This window comes from Candidatus Pelagibacter communis (assembly GCF_001180225.1).
GTDB lineage: Bacteria > Pseudomonadota > Alphaproteobacteria > Pelagibacterales > Pelagibacteraceae > Pelagibacter > Pelagibacter ubique_D.
The window spans coordinates 12,167-28,333 of the sequence record NZ_CVST01000011.1; the positions used below are offsets into that span (position 1 = coordinate 12,167).

The 16,167-nt window shown below is 31.5% G+C and carries 20 protein-coding genes; 7 read left to right on the top strand and 13 right to left on the bottom strand.

Annotated elements, in window-relative coordinates:
- Positions 1-9: 9 nt before the first annotated feature.
- The 4 genes from AMN99_RS00305 to AMN99_RS00320 all read right to left on the bottom strand — a co-directional run bounded on the left by AMN99_RS00305 (position 10) and on the right by AMN99_RS00320 (position 1,481).
- Entirely contained in the window at positions 10-333 is a 324-nt protein-coding gene (locus AMN99_RS00305; RefSeq protein ID WP_075505873.1) for a GYD domain-containing protein, read from the bottom strand.
- Between the two features lie 26 nt (positions 334-359).
- Entirely contained in the window at positions 360-650 is a 291-nt protein-coding gene (locus AMN99_RS00310; RefSeq protein ID WP_075505874.1) for a hypothetical protein, read from the bottom strand.
- A 14-nt stretch (positions 651-664) separates the two neighbouring features.
- Positions 665-979, bottom strand: coding sequence for a hypothetical protein (locus AMN99_RS00315; protein ID WP_179850417.1), 315 nt, complete (start codon positions 977-979; stop codon positions 665-667).
- Between the two features lie 73 nt (positions 980-1,052).
- On the bottom strand, positions 1,053-1,481 hold the full coding sequence (locus AMN99_RS00320; protein ID WP_075505876.1) for a hypothetical protein: 429 nt from the start codon (positions 1,479-1,481) through the stop codon (positions 1,053-1,055).
- Positions 1,482-1,644: 163 nt separating this feature from the next.
- Here AMN99_RS00320 and AMN99_RS00325 point away from each other — a divergent pair, with 163 nt between their 5' ends.
- The gene (locus AMN99_RS00325) at positions 1,645-2,061 is read left to right on the top strand and encodes a hypothetical protein (RefSeq protein ID WP_075505877.1); all 417 of its coding nucleotides are present in this window, start codon (positions 1,645-1,647) and stop codon (positions 2,059-2,061) included.
- Here the strand turns inward: AMN99_RS00325 and AMN99_RS00330 are convergent.
- Together AMN99_RS00330 and epsC are read right to left on the bottom strand one after the other, a co-directional pair.
- On the bottom strand, positions 2,058-3,059 hold the full coding sequence (locus AMN99_RS00330; RefSeq protein WP_075505878.1) for a cysteine synthase A: 1,002 nt from the start codon (positions 3,057-3,059) through the stop codon (positions 2,058-2,060). The genes AMN99_RS00325 and AMN99_RS00330 overlap by 4 nt on opposite strands.
- Entirely contained in the window at positions 3,052-3,636 is a 585-nt protein-coding gene (gene epsC / locus AMN99_RS00335) for a serine O-acetyltransferase EpsC (protein ID WP_075505879.1), read from the bottom strand. The genes AMN99_RS00330 and epsC overlap by 8 nt, the downstream gene beginning before the upstream one ends.
- A 73-nt stretch (positions 3,637-3,709) precedes the next feature.
- Here epsC and AMN99_RS00340 point away from each other — a divergent pair, with 73 nt between their 5' ends.
- The 6 genes from AMN99_RS00340 (at position 3,710) to AMN99_RS00365 (ending at position 9,178) form a co-directional block, all read left to right on the top strand.
- Positions 3,710-4,120 carry a VOC family protein gene (locus tag AMN99_RS00340; RefSeq protein WP_075505880.1) on the top strand — a complete coding sequence of 137 codons (411 nt, stop codon included), beginning with the start codon at positions 3,710-3,712 and terminating at the stop codon, positions 4,118-4,120.
- A gap of 91 nt (positions 4,121-4,211) precedes the next feature.
- The gene (locus AMN99_RS00345; RefSeq protein WP_075505881.1) at positions 4,212-5,174 is read left to right on the top strand and encodes an ABC transporter substrate-binding protein; all 963 of its coding nucleotides are present in this window, start codon (positions 4,212-4,214) and stop codon (positions 5,172-5,174) included.
- Positions 5,175-5,242: 68 nt separating this feature from the next.
- A complete protein-coding gene (locus AMN99_RS00350) occupies positions 5,243-6,304 on the top strand; it encodes a quaternary amine ABC transporter ATP-binding protein (protein WP_075505882.1) in 1,062 nt (353 codons plus the stop codon).
- Positions 6,294-7,799, top strand: coding sequence for an ABC transporter permease (locus tag AMN99_RS00355; RefSeq protein WP_075505883.1), 1,506 nt, complete (start codon positions 6,294-6,296; stop codon positions 7,797-7,799). Before AMN99_RS00350 ends, AMN99_RS00355 begins: the two co-directional genes overlap by 11 nt.
- 9 nt (positions 7,800-7,808) lie before the next feature.
- Positions 7,809-8,426 (top strand): LysE/ArgO family amino acid transporter, encoded by a 618-nt coding sequence (locus AMN99_RS00360; RefSeq protein ID WP_075505884.1) that lies wholly within the window; start codon positions 7,809-7,811, stop codon positions 8,424-8,426.
- Positions 8,423-9,178 (top strand): alpha/beta fold hydrolase, encoded by a 756-nt coding sequence (locus AMN99_RS00365; RefSeq protein WP_075505885.1) that lies wholly within the window; start codon positions 8,423-8,425, stop codon positions 9,176-9,178. Before AMN99_RS00360 ends, AMN99_RS00365 begins: the two co-directional genes overlap by 4 nt.
- Here AMN99_RS00365 and AMN99_RS00370 read toward each other — a convergent pair.
- From AMN99_RS00370 to AMN99_RS00400, 7 genes are all read right to left on the bottom strand, one after another.
- The gene (locus tag AMN99_RS00370; RefSeq protein ID WP_075505886.1) at positions 9,165-9,830 is read right to left on the bottom strand and encodes an HAD-IA family hydrolase; all 666 of its coding nucleotides are present in this window, start codon (positions 9,828-9,830) and stop codon (positions 9,165-9,167) included. The genes AMN99_RS00365 and AMN99_RS00370 overlap by 14 nt on opposite strands.
- Entirely contained in the window at positions 9,827-10,708 is an 882-nt protein-coding gene (locus AMN99_RS00375) for a carbohydrate ABC transporter permease (protein WP_075505887.1), read from the bottom strand. Before AMN99_RS00375 ends, AMN99_RS00370 begins: the two co-directional genes overlap by 4 nt.
- Positions 10,709-10,710: 2 nt before the next feature.
- Positions 10,711-11,739 carry a carbohydrate ABC transporter permease gene (locus AMN99_RS00380; protein ID WP_075505888.1) on the bottom strand — a complete coding sequence of 343 codons (1,029 nt, stop codon included), beginning with the start codon at positions 11,737-11,739 and terminating at the stop codon, positions 10,711-10,713.
- Between the two features lie 49 nt (positions 11,740-11,788).
- Positions 11,789-13,009, bottom strand: a complete 1,221-nt coding sequence (locus tag AMN99_RS00385; protein ID WP_075505889.1) for an ABC transporter substrate-binding protein — start codon at positions 13,007-13,009, stop codon at positions 11,789-11,791.
- 85 nt (positions 13,010-13,094) lie between these two features.
- Positions 13,095-14,222 (bottom strand): cobalamin-independent methionine synthase II family protein, encoded by a 1,128-nt coding sequence (locus AMN99_RS05720; protein ID WP_075505890.1) that lies wholly within the window; start codon positions 14,220-14,222, stop codon positions 13,095-13,097.
- 3 nt (positions 14,223-14,225) lie between these two features.
- Entirely contained in the window at positions 14,226-15,218 is a 993-nt protein-coding gene (locus tag AMN99_RS05725) for a nuclear transport factor 2 family protein (RefSeq protein ID WP_218836785.1), read from the bottom strand.
- Positions 15,188-16,132, bottom strand: coding sequence for a cupin domain-containing protein (locus AMN99_RS00400; protein ID WP_075505891.1), 945 nt, complete (start codon positions 16,130-16,132; stop codon positions 15,188-15,190). The genes AMN99_RS05725 and AMN99_RS00400 overlap by 31 nt, the downstream gene beginning before the upstream one ends.
- Positions 16,133-16,167 lie beyond the last annotated feature (35 nt).

Below are 16,167 nucleotides of genomic sequence, written 5' to 3' on the forward strand. Positions count from 1 at the left end.
TCCTTTCTTTTATTCACCTGGTTTTTTAAAGTTTTTTCCAGCATCTGCAGCTTTGTTGAAAGTTTTATTATAATCAAACACTTCATGAATCATAATATCTTCCATTAAACCTGCATTCATAATTGCAACTTTCATTCCAAGAACACTTTCGTAATCTCCTTCAATAACATTGATTACATCAAATCTTCCTCGAACCCACTCATAACTATGAAACTTTACTCCAACAGTATCACAAATAGCTTTGATCGCTGCTCCTCTATCTGCATTTGGATCACTCTGCATTCTCAAAGCAAGATCACGACTGATCTTTCCAATAATATAAAATTTAGACATATTTTCTCCTTTCCTAATAGTTTAATTTAACCTTTATACTGTTCAAGAAAGTCATCACTCATGGGCGTCGTTACATTTTTTTCTAAATCAACTCCAGCTGCCGCTCTTTCTTTATGCAATTCCTCATCATTTTTGAAACCTTGCATACCTTCCATCGTGTTAAATTTTACAATAGTTATGAATTTAGTATCATCACTCTTTTCAGTTCCAGCATATAAAAAGGTCATTCCATATTTTTTTACCTTCTCTGAATTATTGTGAACCATTGCTTTCCATTTAGCAAAAGTTTCTATTGGTCCTTCTATTTTTACTATCATATTTTTATTCCTTTCTAATATAGAGTTTGAACTACTTTCTTAACTCTATCTTCTCCATTAGGAACCGTTGAGTTTACAAATTCATGACAGGCATTAGTTTTAGCCTCGTCAAATTTAGATCCATAAAACTTATCAACAGCTTTGTTTACTCCTTCATCCCATTGCTTTTCAGGGATTCCAACTTCTAAAGCATAAGCTTTTAAAACTTTAACTGATGCCATAGATTTTTCTTTCATACTGTATTCAAACGTTTCGCCAATTGGCAAGAAATAGTTAGCCATATAAATACCACTACATTCCCAAGCTTTACTCTTGTCACTATCAGACATATCCGCGTGTACAGATGTTACAAATAAAATACTGAATAAAGTTATTATTATTTTTCTCAAAATTTTCTCCTTTCTATTCTATCGTGACAACTGTTGTTCCAGGAAATGTATATCCCACAACATAACTGAATAGCATTTGTTGAAATTCTTGTATCATTGGCCATTTGCTTCCAAGCTCTTGGTGATTTTGAAAACCAGCAGGATTTTCATAATACTCAGTTAAAATAAAATACATATTTCCAGTCATACCTTGTGAAGGGTCTGCAGGATTATTCCATTCAGGTCCTTTGATAACTGAATATGAATTTAATTTTTTCTCACCTGTCATTGGATGAGTTTCTTTCATCCATTTATGGTGTGTTTTCAACATTTCTTCAACTTTAGCAACATCACTAGCTGGAACTTTCAAAGTAATAGCAAACGCATTTGCTTTTGCATGGCCGTCAGCGTTAGCAATTGTAGTAAATAAACTAAGCACCAAAACTATTATTATTTTTTTCATTTTATCTTTCTTTTTAATTATTAATTATAAGTAATCGAAGACTGTTACATATTCATGACAAAGTCTCTCGTGTTTATAACGCGCGTCAGTTATGCAATTAAGGAGCACAAAAATTGTTGATTATGTTGTTTTATTTGATGATAAAATTTGATAGGGTTTTATCATGATCGAAAAATTTAATGGAATATTTTATTTAGTTGTTTTTTTAATTCACTTTATAATTTTCGCCACATACGCTTATCAAACAGTTTTTGCTACGAAGAAATTTTTAGACAAATTTGGTATTGACGATACTGGTGCTGGAATGACTAGATTTTTCGGATCATTATTTATTGGAGCTGTTGCTATGGCTATATGGGTTGGCTTTATTAGACCTGACGGACTTCAAGGAACATGGGCTTTTTTTAATTTAGTATTTTTACAAAACCTTTCAGCTTTTTGTATAGGAATTTATACAATTAAAATTAATAAGTTAGGCCATACTCCACAAACATCTAATGAAGGAATTATTGCACCAGGTATTCTAACTTTGTTAAGTGCAATACTTTGTTACGGATTAGCAGACAAGATTTATATCTAAAACCAATTAGGTATTGGTAGACCTTTTTCTTCTAAGAATTTTTTATTGAACATTTTAGTTGCATATTTATCGCTTCTGTCACAAAGGATTGTAACGATGGTTTTACCAGGTCCTAATTCTTTTCCCATTCTAATAGCTCCAGCAATATTTATTCCACAACTAGTTCCTAAACTTAGACCTTCATTTTGAATTAAATCATAAAGAATAGGTAGAGCTTCATGGTCATCAATAGAGTAAGCATCATCAATTTTAGCCTCACCAAAGTTGGCTGTAACTCTACTTGAACCGATTCCTTCTGTTATAGATCCTCCTTCAGATTTTAACTCTCCATTCTTTATATAATTATAAAGAGCAGAACCTTTAGGATCTGATAGATAAATTTTAATATCTTTATTCTTTTCTTTTAATGCATTACTTACACCCGAAATGGTGCCCCCAGTTCCAGATGAACACACAAAACCATCTACTTTACCATCTGTCTGTTTCCAGATCTCTTGACCTGTGCCCTCATAATGACCTTTTGCATTTGCAATATTATCAAATTGGTTAGCCCAAATAACTCCATTGTTATTTGAAGGTCTTAATTCATCTGCAAGTCTTGCAGCAACCTTTACAAAGTTATTCTCATCTTTATAGGGCTTAGGTGGAACTAATTTTAACTCAGCACCAAGGTTTCTTAGTAAATCTTTTTTCTCTTGAGTTTGATTGTCGTTCATTACAATAATCGTTTTGTAACCTAAAGAATTTCCCAAAAGACCCAATCCAATTCCAGTGTTACCAGCAGTACCTTCAACAACAGTTCCACCTTTAGAAATCAATTTTTTTTCTTGTGCGTCTTTAATTAATGCAAGTGCAGCTCTATCTTTTACAGATCCACCTGGATTTAAAAATTCTGCCTTACCATAAATATTACAACCAGTAATCTCTGATGCGGCTCTAAGTTTTATAAGGGGAGTATTTCCTATTCCTGAAATAAAATCGTTTTGTGTATTATTCATTTTCGGATTTTTTATCACTATCAGGGGTAATCCCGTAAGGTTTAAATTCACTATCAGCTATTCCAACATTCTTAGCAGGAATTCCAACCATCACTGCATTTTCAGGAACATCTTTTGTAATTACAGCGTTTGCTCCAATTTTTGCACATCGTCCAACAGTTACTGGACCTAACACTTGTGCTCCTGATCCAATCACTACTTCATCTTTAATTGTTGGATGTCTTTTCATGTTTCTTTGATCATTTGAATTTATACTTGGTGCAATTCCACCTAATGTAACCATATGGTAGATAGTAACATTATCACCAATGTCTGAAGTTTCACCAATCACTACTCCCATACCATGATCAATAAATAAATTTTTTCCGATTTTTGCATTAGGATGTATTTCAATTCCAGTTAAGAATCTTGAAAATTGAGAAATGATTCTTGCAACGAGATAAAATTTAGCAGTACTAAAAAAATTAGCTATACGATGAAAGAATAATGCTTTGACACCTGGATAGGTTAAAATCAAACTAAGCTTTGATTTTGCTGCAGGATCTCTATCAATTATCGATTGTAAATAATCATTCATTGTATTTTATGCTCACTTGAAATTTTAATAAGTGGCTTATATAGTTATTATATTCAGTTATTAAAGATTAATAATGTATAAAAACACTAATTGTTTTCATTTAGCTATACCTTGTGGCGATCTAGAGGTCGCAAAAAAATTTTACAGCGAGACTTTAGGATGCAGACTTGATAATTCTGCACAAGAGTGGGCTGATGTTGACTTTTGGGGTAATGAATTAACACTTCATAAAAGTGAACATAAATTAGATAGTGAAAGACACGACGTAGATATGGGCAATGTGTCTGTACCCCATTTTGGTGTTCATTTGTCGAGAAAAGATTTTGATGCACTTAAAAAAAGATTAAAAGATAGTGGTACAAAATATTATGACGAACCATACTTAAGATTTAAAGGCACTAAGTATGAACAAGAAACATTCTTTGTAAAAGATCCTAACGAAAACATACTAGAGATAAAAACTCTTACTTCCAATCCGGAATAGTAAGATACATCTAATTTTTAGATATTTATTTTCTTTGACAGTTTCTCTTAATTAGAGATAAAATTTATTTTTAAATAATTAAGGAGAGATAATGAAAATAATCAAATCTACACTTGTAGCTGGATTAATTTCAGTTTTATCAATTTTCTCTGCAAACGCAGAAAAAGTTAAAATTGGAGATCCAGGTTGGACAGGTGCAACTGCAATTGCTAATTTACTTGCTGCAGTAGTTATAGACAAAATGGGTGGTGAAGCAGAACTTGTTCCTGGAAACAATACTGCAATTTATGCAGCGATTGACAGAGGAAAAGGTGAAATCGATGTTCACCCTGATATTTGGTTACCAAACCAAGAAGCTTATACTAATGATTTAGTTCCAAAAGGAACTTTAAAACTAAGTAGCAAACCATATGAAGGAAACCAAGGTTACTGTGTTTCTCAACAGTTTGCTAAAAAAATGAACATTACAGCAATTGAAGACTTAGCTAGACCAGAAGTTGTTAAAGCAATGGACAGTGATGGAAATGGTAAAGGTGAGTTTTGGATTGGTGCTGATGGTTGGGCTTCTGCAAATGTTAACCAAGTTAAATTAAGAGACTATGGTTTATATGATGCTGGTATCGAAGCAGTTAGAGCTGCTGAAGCAGTTAAAAATGCAAGAGTACTAGACTCAATCAAAAAAGGTGAAGGTTATGCATTCTATTGTTACAAGCCTCATGCAATTTGGGGAATGGCTGACGTAGTAATGTTAACAGAACCAAAATATGATCCTGCAAAATATAAAATGATTCAACCTAAAGCAGATGCTGACTGGTACAAGAAATCTTATGTTGCATCAAAAGATGCTCTTAAGCAAATCCAAATCGGTTGGGCTACTTCTTTAGAGAGTCAATCACCAGCAATTGTAGAATTCTTTAAGAATTTTCAATTAACAGCTGATGATGTTTCTGCAATGGCTTATGCGGTTTCAGTTGAGAAAAAAGATCCAGCTGATGTAGCAAGAGCTTGGATGGAAGCAAACAAATCAACTGTAGACGGTTGGTTAGGACTATAATCTAAATCAAAATTTATACTCGGCAATTTATGATTGCCGAGTATATTTTCCTATAATAAAAGATAAAAATGGATTCATCGAGTTCAGCAATACAAATTCAAAATGTTTGGAAAGTATTTGGAAACACTTCTAAAGAAGCATTAGATGCAATCCAAAATAAAAAAATTTCAAAAACAGAAGCTTTGGAAAATTACAACTCAGTTATTGGAGTTTCAGATGTTTCCTTTGATGTAAAACAAGGCGAAATTTTCTGTGTTATGGGGCTTTCTGGAAGTGGAAAATCTACATTAGTGAGGCATATTAACAGACTTTTAGAACCTACATCAGGCAAAATTTTAATTAATGGTCAGGATGTAATGACCTTAGATAGAGAAAACCTTCAAGAATTAAGAAACAAAAAAATAGGAATGGTTTTTCAAAACTTTGCACTCATGCCACATAGATCTGTTGTTGATAACATTGCAATGCCACTTGAGATAAGAGGTGTGAGTAAAAATGATAGATTAGATAGTGCAAATAAAATTTTAGAAATTGTGGAATTACAAGGTTGGGGCAATAAGTTTGCTCACGAACTATCTGGAGGAATGCAACAAAGAGTAGGTCTTGCAAGAGCATTAGCGGCTGATCCTGATTTTCTATTAATGGACGAGCCTTTTAGTGCATTAGATCCATTGATAAGAAGACAGCTTCAAGCTGAGTTCATCAAACTTTCAAAACAAATGAAAAAAACCACAGTATTTATTACTCATGATTTGGATGAAGCGGTAAGAGTAGGACACAGAATTGCAATTATGAGAGATGGAAAAGTAATTCAAATAGGTACACCTGAACAAATAGTTGTAAGTCCTGCAGATGAATATGTCGCTGACTTTGTAAAAGGAATTTCAAGACTTAAAGTTGTTCAAGCAAAAACAATCATGCAATCTATTGAAAGTTACGAAAGTGCTAATGGAAAATTAGATGAAAGTACTCAAAGTGTTGGGGAAGATGAATTACTAAGTAAGCTTATTGAATTATCAAAATCTAGCGATGGGCCATTAATTGTTCTAGACAACAATAAAAATAAAATAGGTGTTTTAACACAATCAGATCTTTTAAAAGCAGTAGTTGAGGGTGGGGATGGAGAATAAACAAATACATAATCCTTCTAGATCTGAATTAATTACAGATTTTGTAAAATCTAATCCTGAATACTATATTAAAGAATTCCAAAAAATTGGAAGTAAGCCTTCTTTTTCATTTTCATTTAACTTATATGCTGGAATTTTAGGACCCATTTGGTTTGGTATGAGAAATATTTGGAACTGGGCTTTAGCTTTTTTAATAATTGAGACTTTTTCTGTTGTTCAAATAATAAGAGGTACATTTGGCAATATCACTAAAGAAGCTGTTGAAAAAATTAAACAGGTTGAGTCCACAATAGCATTTAGAAACAAACAGTTAGAGGCAGCTATAACAAATAATCCAGATAAAGTTGAAGTTTATGAAAGAAATATCAAATCACTAGAAGATGCAATGCAAGGCTACATTGATGAAGTAGCAAGAATTGAAGCATCAGCTATCTGGATTACAATTTTTGGTATTGGATTGTTGATTGCTATTAAAGTTGTTCAAGGAATATTGGCTAACTCAATATTAGAAAAAAGATATTCAGAATGGTTATCAGACAAAACTCTAAAACCTGGAATGCAAGTTAAGAACTTTGTCTCTAGTACAATGTTCGCTGCAGTTATTATGTTTTTTTCTGTAGTGCATTATAGTTTTCCTGGTGTAATTTCATTAATGGATGACTTCCCAACTCATCCAGATATCAGATTAACATCAATAAAATGGGTAGAAACGATCTTTGATTATGCGGTATTGAAAGGAGATGCTTTATTTACAGCAATAACCATAGGTATTAGATCGGTACTAGATTTCTTAGAGTTACTATTTGTAAAAACTCCTTGGATAGTAATTATAACAACTATAGTGACCTTAACTGGATTAGCGGCAGGGCTTAGAGCTGCAATATATTCAGCAGGATTTTTATGTTATATGGGGTTTTTAGGTTTCTGGGTTAAAGCCATGACAACATTAGCTCTTTTAGGAACAGCAGCAGTGTTAAGTATAGTCATTGGTATCCCTCTTGGAATTTTTTGCGCAAGGCGACAAAGATTTTATTCAATGATAAGACCGATTATGGATTTCATGCAAACAATGCCTGCTTTCGTATTCATGATTCCTGTAATAGCATTTTTTGGAACTGGAAAAGTCGCAGCAGTTATTATTACAATGATATTTGGTGGAACACCTGTAGTTAGACTAACAGTTCTTGGCTTAAGAGGAGTACCTGAAACAATTAGAGAAGCTGCAATCGCTTATGGTGCATCTAAATGGTATTTGCTTAGAAAAGTAGATCTGCCATTAGCAACCCCATCTATATTAGCAGGTGTTAATCAAACAGTAATGTTAAGTTTAGCAATGGTAGTTGTAGCATCATTAATTGGTGCCAAAGGTTTAGGTCAAGATGTATTAGAAGCACTTCAATACGCAAACGTAGGACAAGGTATTTTAGCTGGTGTTGCAATATTATTTGTAGCTCTTATTCTTGATAGAGTTGTTCAGGGTAGAAAACGAGTTTAATTAAAATTCATGGAATATGTATTATTAGGTTTTATAACCAGCCTAAGTTTAATTTTAGCAATTGGTGCTCAAAACATTTTTGTAATTGAACAAGGCTTAAAAAAACAGCATGTATTTTTAGTATGTTTTGTTTGCTCTGTTTCAGATTTAATATTAATTTTTTTTGGAATTTTTTTATTTCATTTTTTTAATCAATTTTTTAACCCAATAGTTGAATTTATTTTTAACCTGCTTTTAGTAGTTTTTTTAATTCATTTTATTTATTCAAAGATAAAAGCTCATTATAAAGAAGTTAATTTTCAAAGTAATGTTAGTGAAATATCAAAGTTAAATATTTTCTTAAAAACATTAGGGTTCACTTATTTAAATCCACATGTTTACTCAGATACAGTTTTTATTCTTGGAAATTTCTCTAAGAATTACTTATTAAATCAAAAATTAGCTTTTGGGATAGGAGCGTCCTTTGCTTCATTTTTGTTTTTCTTTACTTTGGGATATTTATCAAATTATTTATCCAAGTATGCTAATGACAAAAAAATCTGGCAGATAATAAATATTTTTATAATAGCTTTTATGAGTTTTTTAGTTTTGTTTATTTTAAAGGAAATGATAATTAAGCTTTTATGAGTTATATTTTTGTAGATGATAAAGGTAAAGGTTTTCCATTTGTTTTAGTACATGGATATCTAGGTTCCTCAGAGATGTGGTGCTTTCAAAAAGATTACTTTTCAAAAAATTTTAGAATTATTGCTCCTGCACTTCCTGGTTTTGGTGAAAGCCATAATGCTCAATCATTAAATTCTATTAATGCGATGGCTAAAAAAATAATTGAAATTTTAGATGGGAAAAACATAGAAAAATTTAATTTAATCGGACATTCAATGGGAGGAATGATTGTACAAGAAATAACGAGATTAATTGGTGATAGAGTTAATAAATTAATCTGTTTTGCAACAGGATCTATTGGAGATATCCCAGGTAGATTTGAAACTATGGACGAAACACGAGAGAAACTTAAGAAAGAAGGTGCTGAAGTATCATTTTCTAGAGTTCCACCTAAATGGTTTGTAAAAGGAGATAAAGATAAAAATTATTATTTATGTGCTAATGCAGTTAAAAACGTTTCATTAGAAACTGCTGATAACGCTTTACTTGCAATGAAAAATTGGAGAGGCATTGATAACTTAAAAAATATTAAAAATGATACCTTAATTATATGGGGTAATAAAGATATCTCTTATAATTTTGAACAGGTTGATACGTTAAATAAAAATATTAAGAATAGTCGACTAGAAATATTTGAAAATTGCAGTCACAATGTTCACTTAGAAGAACCAGATAGATTTAATAATCTGGTAAATGATTTTATCTCAGAATAATATTTTTACTTAATCTCTCTAATTTTTTAAAAGCGTTCTTAAACTTTTTATTTAAGTGAAATTTTCCTGGAAAAATTATACATTTAATTTTTGCATTGACTGCTGAATTTAAACTTTCTTGAGAATCTTCTATAGCTAAACATTCCTTTGGCTTTAATTTAAGTTTTTTTAGTGCAAGAAGATATATATCTGGATTTGGTTTTAAATTTTTAACTAATTTTGAATTTCCAATAAAACTAAAATTTTTCTGATTAATTGATTTTCTTAATGAGAAAAGAATAGAATTAATATTATTTTTTGATGTAGAAGTTACAAAAGCTAATTTAATTTTTTCTTTATTACAAAGATTAATTAAATTTTTAACACCTGGTCTTAATTTTAAATGATTTTTCTTTAAGTAATTATTAAATAGTTTAGTTTTTAAATCTCTTAATTGCTTAGCATTAACTTTAATACCTTTTATTCTTGCATATTCTGTTATTCTATCTTTACCACCTGATTTGTTTAAAAGTTTGATATATTCTTTTTTAGTCCAATACCAATCCAATCCTTTTTTTTTAAAAGCTTCATTAAAGGATTTTCTCTGAATTTCTGATGTTTCAACGAGGGTTCCAATGGAACCGAATAACAAACCTTTGTAATATTTCTTCAACCTTTTACAGCTCCAGTAGTTAAACCACTGATAACTTGTCTCTGGAAGAACATTACCAACATAAACAATGGTGCCGTTGCAGACACTACAGCAGATACTGCCCACATTAGATTACCCTCATGTTGGTTAGTCCCTAAATAACTTTGTATCTTAGGAACCATCGTATGATTTTCTTGATTTAGAAGTAAAGCCGTTACTGTGAAATCATTGTAAGCAAGCATTAAACTAAATAATCCAGCAGTAATAACTCCAGGCCACATCACTGGCATTATAATATGTCTAAATGCTTGAAAATATGAACATCCATCAATCAACGCACTTTCATCAAGTTCTTTTGGAATTGTTTTAAAGAATGAATACAGTAACCATAAAGTAAATGGTTGATTAATAGCTACCAAAACGACAATAGTTGTTGGCAGTATTCCCCATATTTGTAATTCAAAAAATGGAAATAGATAACCGGATACTAAAGTTATATGTGGCATAGCTCTAAAGATTAAAGCTGCCATCAAAATCCAAAATGCATATTTCTCAGTTGATCTAGAAAGGGCGTAAGCTCCTAAAGTCCCTAAAAATAAAGAAATACTAACCACAAACACAGTAACGATAATGGTATTCTTTGATGCTTTCCAAAATTCTCCCTCAAACCATGCTTCATGATAAGCATTTGTCGTAAACTTTTCACCAGTTTCAATTAAGGTGTTGAAAGCTGAAACAGCGTACCACCAGTCTGATCTTGAAAAAAAATCTGCTCTTACTTTAAATGATCCCCAAAAAGTCCAAATGAATGGAAAGCATGCAACTAACAGCCAAGAAATAATAAATATGGTATTAAATGTTTTTAAAGTATTTGATTTTTTATCTAAACCGTAATCCATATTTATCTCGCAGTTTTAAATTCTTTCCATGTTCTAACTAATACAGGGGCAAGCAAAATAGCTATTCCGATAATTGTCATCATTGATGTTGCCGCTGCTGAACCAAATAAAATTACTTCTTCATTAACTAAGTTGTCGTAAATTAACCATGAAAGTGATTGTGCGCTACCTTCAGCACTAAAACCGATAATTGGTTCAAATACTCTAAAATTGTCCATCAGTGATATTAATGCAACAAATGTTACTACTGGGTAGATATGAGGTAGCACAATATGTTTAATTCTCTGAAATCTTGAAGCACCATCAATAATTGCAGCTTCAATAGGTTCCTGTGGGACAGTTTGAAGTGCAGCATAAAAAACTACGAATGCAAAAGGGGAGTGATGCCAAATTCCATATATGATAATTGTTATCCATGTAAGAGTTTTAGAGGATTTCAAAGATAAATATGGATCATTCATTAAATTTTGAATATTAGCTCCGATTATCCCTTGAGAGTCTATCATCCAAAATAATACTAAAGATCCAACTAGTGGAGTTACAATCATTGGTAAAATAGTACCAAAGATTAAAGGACCTCTAATTTTTCTTGAGATTGCATTTAAACTCAAAGCTATAATAAAACCTAATAACAAAACATTTGGGGTCACAAATATACAATAAGTTAATGTGAATATTAGTGCTTTATAAAACGGTAAATTAGTTACTTGATCAACAAATTCACCAAAAGTTTCTGTTTCATTCCAAAATTTTTTTATTTCTTCTGTTGCTAAATGGTTTCTATCTATATACGTCCCAAAACCATTAAATTTTCCAAGAGGTTTTGCTTCTCGTATTTTAGTAGTTGCTTCATTGTCGACTACAATTGAAACAGTACAGCCAAATGGATCACATTTTTTAACCTCTTTAACTACTTGATCATGCTGAGCGTAAAAAGATTGAACTCCGGTAGAAATGATAGGAAGCCCAATAAAAAGGATCATTGCTAATCCTGTTGGTAAAAAAAACCAAAAAAATGTTTTATTGGGCATTGAAATTTTTTGTTAAGTGGGGATCAAGTCCCCACTTAAAGATTAGATTTTATAGAAAGCCTTGTTCTTTAGCTTTACTAGTGTAAGCAGCCTCAACATCTTTCAATGCTTGTTCAGCCGACTCTTTACCTTGTAAAAACTCAACAATCTCACTTCCTAATGCACCATGCATTAAACCCATTTGTGGCAACATTGGATATGGTTTTGCACCCATTTTTACAGCTTCGATTACACCAATAGATTTTGGTCCTGGAACAAATCCTTCTACTAGCCAAACAGCTTGGTCAGCAGCATCAGCAACCATTTTCTTGTTTGATGCGGCGTGTGCTAAAGCTCTAAATGTTGCTTCAGCATCAGCATCAGGTCTATTTTTTGCAAGTGTGAAACCATCCCACCATAAAGTTGCAGCTGGGATATTTCCACCAGCAACAGTAGCTGGACCTGTTAGTTTTGTAGCTTTAGTAATATTAGCATCACCTTCATCATCTAAAAGTGTACCTGATCTAGAAGCCCATAATGTCATTAATGCAACATTTCCTGCTTCCCACTCTACTTTAATAGCTTCACTATCATGTGTTAAATAATCTGGGTTACTTAATTCAGATAATTTTTTTAGCATGTTTAAAGTAGCAACACCTTTTGCGTTATTTACATTTGGTTCTGCACTTCCAGACTTAAAGAATTCACCACCATGACCAATGTACATGTTCACAAATTCCTCAGCTAGGTTCCAACCTGCTTTGTAAGCAGCCGCATATGGATATTGCATTTTTCCTGAAGCTCTAATTTTTTCAGAAGCAGCAACTACTTCTTCATATGTTTTCGGAACAGCTATACCAAGATCTTTTAAAACATCTTCTCTGTAGTATAAATGTTGAGTGTTAGCCATAAATGCTACAGCCATTACTTTTCCATCAATTGTGATCAATTGAGAGTCTTGAATTCCTTTTCCATATTTTTTAACAAGATCATCTAAAGGTCTAATTAAGTCTTGGTTCATTAAAGGAACGATTGAACTGTTTGCTGCAATTCTAGCTGAAAATTCAGATGGATTTGCAGTAAGAGCTGGCACTGCGATTTTATTGTGCTCAGATGAATGAGTCACTTTAAAATCTGCACTTCCTTTACATTGTTTAGAAGTTTCAACGAAAGTTCTTAATGCAGGAAAATCATTAGCCAAAATATTTATTGAACCACTTTTAATGTTACAATCTGCATAAGCAGAAGTTCCAAAAAGTAAAAACAATAAAGCAACTAGTATTTTTCTCATATGTTTTCTCTCTTTATATTTATTGTTAAATTATAATTTAAGTTCAAAAACTATATCTATTACAAAGTTTAAATTAAAGAGGAAATTAAATCACTTTTGACGCAAGTTCTGCGCCAAGTACCAAAGACTCTAGTTTCTTATAAACAATATTTTCATCAACATTTCCAAAGCCCGCAAAGGTACTAAAACCACAATCTGTTCCAGCAACCAGTTGATCTTTCTCAACAACTTTTGAATAGGTTACAATTCTATTTTTTACAACCTCGGGATGTTCAACAAAGTTTGTGGTGGAGTCGATTACTCCAGGAGCAATTATTTTATCATTTGGGATTTTTAAATTTTCAAAAATTTGCCATTCATGAGAATGTCTTGGATTTGACGACTCAATTAAATAAGTTTGTATGTTAGCCTTTAAAGCTATAGGCATAATTTTTTCTAGCGCAATGTCATGTAAATGTGGTCCTTCATAATTTCCCCAGCAAATGTGCATTCTTATTTTGGAGCTATCTATATTACTAATAGCGTTATTTAAACATTCTATTTGTTTTTCTGCTCTTATTAAAAATTCTTCTTCTGATAAATCTTTAAAAGTCATGTGTCTTGCAAGTGCTAGATCTGGACAATCTAACTGAAGTTTTAATCCATTTGATGTAATTTCCTCATATTCATCTTTCATCAGGTTAGATAAATTTTCTAAATATTCATCATCACTTTTATAAAATTTATTGGGTAAGAAAGCTGAAATAACTCCTGGAGAAGCAGCATTCATGAACGCATCTTTATGATTATTTTTTTCTAAAGCTTGTTTAAAATTATTTATATCTTTTGTTAGGGAAGTTTTATCTTTAATTTTTAATTCACTTGTACAACAAGGTCTTGTGTAAGTAGGAGTACCACCTGCTCTTGCAATTCTTTCTTTAAAAGATGGAAAGTCGTCTAAATCTTTTGGTGCTTTTCTTTCACTCTCTCCTGAAAAACCATCAATTCTATCTTTAACATAAGTTGCATAGCTAATCTTAGACATTTCACCGTCACTAATATAGTCAATTCCAACTTCTATTTGTTTTTTAACAATATTATCTACATCTTTTTGAACAATTTCATCAAATTGATTTAAATCTATTTTTTCTTTTTGATCTTTCTTAAATAAAAGATCAGATAATTCATTTGATCTTGGTAAACTTCCTACATGTGTTGTTTTAATTTTACTCATAATTTATTTCATTAAAATTTGTTTCCAAATTGCAACCTCATCAAACAAAACCCATTCTCTTATAACATTTCCATCAATTATTTCTGCATGGTTTATACCCATTATAAAAATATTTTTATTTGATTTTTCTCCAAATTCTTCAGTATCTTTAGAATGTTTACCTTCTAGAAACCATCGTATAGATGCTTTAGGATTTTTATCTGCTTCTTCTAAATAACCAATGTGCTCAACAGAAAACTTCATATCACTCAAAGTATTTTTTAAAGCATTCCAAAATTTGATTATATCCTCTCTTCCATGTCCGATTTTGTTTCCAGGCCAATAAATAGTTGCAGCTCTTGCATAATCAGAAAAATCATAATCATCTTTAAAAATGTTTTTTAATATTTTGGAATATTTACCTCCAGCAGAATCATCAGGTACAATGCCTTGTTTGTAATCTGAATTCATCTCAGAATTTGAATTAAATAATTGTTTTGCTTTTTCAACGCCGCCTTCTTTATCTATAAGCATCTGAGCAAAATCTTTTGGTGTAAATCCTATTTGTCTTACCATCGCTCCTTGATCACGAACAATCCATTCATCATAAACTTGATTATTTTTGCATGCACAATCAGCAATTACTCTATAATAAATATCTTTACCAGTTGGTTTGCCGTACGAACCATCACCAAGATGTGTTCCTTTACTTAAAATTCTATGAGATGAATGATAACCGATATCATCATTTCCATTCCAAATCACATCTTCACCGAGCAATTGCCTGTTGGGAAATTCTTTTAAGGTTGCATAAGTAGCATCTATTACAGGTTTGTTTCCATAGGTGACACCAAAGGGTGATCTAACTGGAATATTATCACTATAAAATTGACCAATAGACTCAACATCTTTATTTTCCCAAATTTGCCTAGTTATTTTTAGTATATAATCAGGAAAGTTTTTATATTTTGGATCAAAACCTTTCATTAGATTTGTGTTACACAATTTAAGTAACATTCCTCATTTTCATTTATTTTAATATTAACGTTTGAATTAATTGGAATAGAAATTGTATCTTTAGCATTTAAAACACACTGAAAATCATCAATCATAATTTCCCATTTTCCAGTTCTTGAGAACATTATTGTAGGTTTTTCAAATTTTAAATTAGTAATATGACCTTTACTGGATTTTAAAATTGAAAGATTAAATCCTGTATCTTGATTTATAACTGGAGAGAATTCCTTCTTTTCAAATTTATTTCCAAGAATTTGAATTAAATTAATATTCTCATTTAGTTTATTCTCATATTTTGAATTTTCATTATCTTTACAAATAAATTTTTCTAGTTGATCTAATTTGTAGTCATCAAATTTTTTTATTTCCTCTTGAGAAATAGGCTCAAGAATTGTTTTTCCCTCTGGAATTTTATTTACAGATAAATCAATTAATGAATTATCGTTTAATAGTGCCATACCAGTTTTTTTTGCTTTTTCTAAAACACTTGGAACCCAAGTAATAATTCCAGGGTCATCTCCACCTAAGACAACAAAAATTAACCCTTCTTCATCACCTGCGTTTTCAAATGCTCTAAACATGTTTGTTGGCATTGAAATTATGTCACCAGCATTCAAAATTGTTTCATCTTTTCCCTCTGCTCCCCAATAAAATCTCCATTTACCTGAGTAAATTATAAATACTTCTGCGGAAGTATGACTATGTAGGCCTGAACCATTTTGGGGAAGTGCTGACACAGCACCTAAATTAAAACTATGAGGCATAGCAATTTTTATAAATTGTTTGCTATCTTCAGCTACACCAGGTCCAACTATAGAATAATTTTTTCTTTCTTTGTGACCTTCAAGTTTTCCTTCCACAAAGGGCAGGGTACTTGGAACTAGCTCATTAAATTTTGCTAACCTATTTTCCATATGTTTTTCTAATTGAATTATGATATTAACCCTAC